The following is a 3,009-nucleotide window of genomic DNA, read 5'->3' as shown; positions in this document are numbered from 1 at the left end:
CGAGATGTGACCGTGAAAATTATCTCGGCCACCGGAGGTAACTACGAAAACCTGGCTGTCAGTGACAAGTCAGGCAGCGTGACGACGTCGATTCTGGACAATGATGCGCCGGTGGTTCCGCCGCCTTCGGACAACACGGCGCCGGTCGTTGACCTCAATGGCGCAGCCAATGGCCTCGACCTGACCGTTAATGTAACGGGCGACACCAAAGGCATTACCGTCGGGATCGCCGCAACCGGTGCCACTGTCTCGGACGACAAACACGCCCTGACAGGCGCGACCATCGACCTCTCGGGCGCAAAATCCGGTGAAAAACTGGACATCAGCGCCGCCGATTTCACTGGCAACGTCAAACTCGACCCGAGCAGCACCGACACCCACATCGTGCTGACTGGCAATGCGACCGACGCCGAATACCAGGCTGTCATCAAGGCCATCACCTTCACGTCGTCCTCCGATCAAGCCGGTACGCGTTCAGTTACCGTCGTTGTCACCGACAACGAAGGCAAGACAGGCTCGGCAACGACCACGATTGACCTGGCTGCGCCGGGCACCCCGCCTGTGTCCGGGAACGAAGCGCCGGTCGTAGACCTCAATGGCGCAGCCAATGGCCTCGACCTGACCGTTAATGTAACGGGCGACACCAAAGGCATCACCGTCGGGATCGCCGCAACAGGTGCCACCGTTTCCGATGACAAACACGCCCTGACAGGCGCGACCATCGACCTGTCCGGCGCGAAATCCGGCGACAAGCTGGACACCAGCGCTGCCGATTTCACTGGCAACGTCAAACTCGACCCGAGCAGTACCGACACCCACATCGTGCTGACTGGCAACGCGACTGACGCCGAATACCAGGCTGTCATCAAGGCCATCACCTTCACGTCGTCCTCCGATCAGGCCGGTACGCGTTCGGTTGCCGTCGTTGTGACTGACAACGAAGGCAAGACAGGCTCGGCAACGACCACGATTGACCTGGCTGCGCCGGGCACCCCGCCTGTGTCCGGGAACGAAGCGCCGGTCGTTGACCTCAACGGCGCGGTCAATGGCGTCGACCTGACCGTTAATGTGACGGGCGACACCAAAGGCATCTCCGTCGGGATCGCCGCAACAGGTGCCACCGTTTCCGATGACAAACACGCCCTGACAGGCGCGACCATCGACCTGTCCGGCGCGAAATCCGGCGACAAGCTGGACACCAGCGCTGCCGATTTCACTGGCAACGTCAAACTCGACCCGAGCAGTACCGACACCCACATCGTGCTGACTGGCAACGCGACCGACGCCGAATACCAGGCTGTCATCAAGGCCATCACCTTCACTTCGTCCTCCGATCAGGCCGGTACGCGTTCGGTTGCCGTGGCTGTTACCGACGACGGCGGCAAATCCGGTCTGGCAACGACCACGATTGACCTGGCTGCGCCGGGCACCTCGCCTGCTCCGGCTAACGCTGCCCCCACCATCACCTTCGATGGCAGCGCGTATCACGAAAACGGCGCCGCAACTCACATCGTCACCAACCTGCAGATTGGCGACTCCGACGGCGCTCAACTGAGCGGGGCCACGATCACCCTGACCCACATGCGGGCCGACGACATCATCGACTCCCCCCTCGCCACGGGCGACGGCCACAGCACGAGCGTGGGCATCGATTACACCCTGGCCTCCGTTCAACAGGCCGACGGCAGCTACACCACCACCATCGTGTTGACCGGCAAAGCTGACATCAGCACCTACAAGGACCTGATCAGCTCGATCACTTTCGCCGAGAGCAGCCCAAGCGCGACTCCAGTAGCCCGTGGCGTGACCATCGAGGTTACCGACAGCAACCCCGATGCGTCCCAGAACAAAACCGGCACTCACTCGGATTTGATCTCTGTCGATGCAGGCAACGTTGCCCCCACCATCACCTTCGATGGCAGCGCGTATCACGAAAACGGCGCCGCAACTCACATCGTCACCAACCTGCAGATTGGCGACTCCGACGGCGCTCAACTGAGCGGGGCCACGATCACCCTGACCCACATGCGGGCCGACGACATCATCGACTCCCCCCTCGCCACGGGCGACGGCCACAGCACGAGCGTGGGCATCGATTACACCCTGGCCTCCGTTCAACAGGCCGATGGCAGCTACACCACCACCATCGTGTTGACCGGCAAAGCTGACATCAGCACCTACAAGGATCTGATCAGCTCGATCACTTTCGCCGAGAGCAGCCCAAGCGCGACTCCAGTAGCCCGTGGCGTGACCATCGAGGTTACCGACAGCAACGCCGATGCGACCCAGAACAAAACCGGCAGTCACTCGGATTCGATCTCTGTCGATGCGGGCAACGTCGCCCCAACGGTGGACCTGGACGGTGACGATTCCAGCGGTGCAACGGGCAGCGGCTACCAAACCAGCTTCACGCTTGGAAACACCGGCGTGGCCATCGCGGATAACGACATCACCATCCAAGACAGTGATAGCCCGAACCTGACCCGGGCGTCGGTCAGCATCAACGGCAGCGCTATTGATGGCGACACTCTGAGCTTCGGCAAGATGCCGGACTCGATCTTCGCGGGTTTGAGCGGGGACAAGCGCACCGTCATCTTGACCGTAGAACCGGGCAAGACCGCATCGAAAGCTGATTTCGAAGCGGCAATCAAGGCCATCAGCTTCAGCACCACATCGAATGACCTCAGCGACCGTTCGATCTCCGTGGTGGTCAACGACGGCAAAGCCAATTCGAACGTCGCGTTCACAACCGTCGCCATTCAATCGAATGAAGCGCCAAAACTCGTGGTCACGGGCAACGATCTTCACGAGGGCAAAGCCGTCGCGGGCACTGTTGCGGGCAAGCTGGACTACAGCGATAAGGAAACGGCCCACGACAAGCTGGTCGTCACCCTCTCCGATGCCAGCAAGCCGTACTACATCATCAGCGGCAACGATGTGTTGCTGACACAGGCTGGTATCGACGCGGTTAACGCTGGCACCAAATTACCTCCTATCGAAGTCACCGTC

The 3,009-nt window shown here is 61.0% G+C and carries 1 protein-coding gene; it reads left to right on the top strand.

Going from position 1 to position 3,009, the window contains the following annotated elements; translation table 11 throughout:
* Positions 1-12: 12 nt before the first annotated feature.
* Positions 13-3,009, top strand: a 2,997-nt coding sequence (locus B3N48_RS08650) for a beta strand repeat-containing protein (RefSeq protein WP_296182122.1), incomplete at its 3' end; no start/stop codon positions are given.

The organism is Pseudomonas sp. UBA1879, assembly GCF_002338065.1.
Lineage (GTDB): Bacteria > Pseudomonadota > Gammaproteobacteria > Pseudomonadales > Pseudomonadaceae > Aquipseudomonas.
Note: the sequence above shows the minus strand (reverse complement) of the source record. Positions and strands in the feature narration are given on the sequence as shown.